Raw genomic sequence first — 391 nt, 5'->3', positions numbered from 1 at the left:
CCCTCATCACTTGAATGAAAAGGTATATGCATTATCAGGTGGAGAAAAACAGCGTGTAGCTCTTGCGCCTGCTTTACTGAAGCGCAGTCAAATCCTCTTGGCTGATGAGCCGACAGGATCTTTAGATGAGCAAAATAGAGTTTTGATACTGGGATTATTACGCCAAGAAGTAGAAAAAGGAAAAACAGTGATCATTGTAACGCATGATCCTGCAGTTGTTGCGGCATGTGATGAATACATTGAAATATAGAGGCTTGACAAAAGCCCCTATATTTGGTAGACTGTTTAAGTATGTTTTTAGCATATAGGCGTGGAAGATAGAATGGTCTATCATCATACCACATCACGAAAAACAATATTATAAGGAGAAATTTATCGTGGCTAAACAAGT

At 38.9% G+C, this 391-nt stretch carries 1 protein-coding gene; it reads left to right on the top strand.

All coding sequences use genetic code 11. The annotated features are described in order from the left end of the window. A partial coding sequence (locus tag LI288_RS14195) for an ATP-binding cassette domain-containing protein (RefSeq protein WP_227091093.1) occupies nt 1-250 on the top strand: 250 nt, incomplete at its 5' end. Nucleotides 251-391 lie beyond the last annotated feature (141 nt).

It is taken from the genome of Lachnospira pectinoschiza, from assembly GCF_020564355.1.
GTDB classification, from domain to species: Bacteria; Bacillota; Clostridia; order Lachnospirales; family Lachnospiraceae; genus Lachnospira; species Lachnospira intestinalis.
Note: the sequence above shows the minus strand (reverse complement) of the source record. Positions and strands in the feature narration are given on the sequence as shown.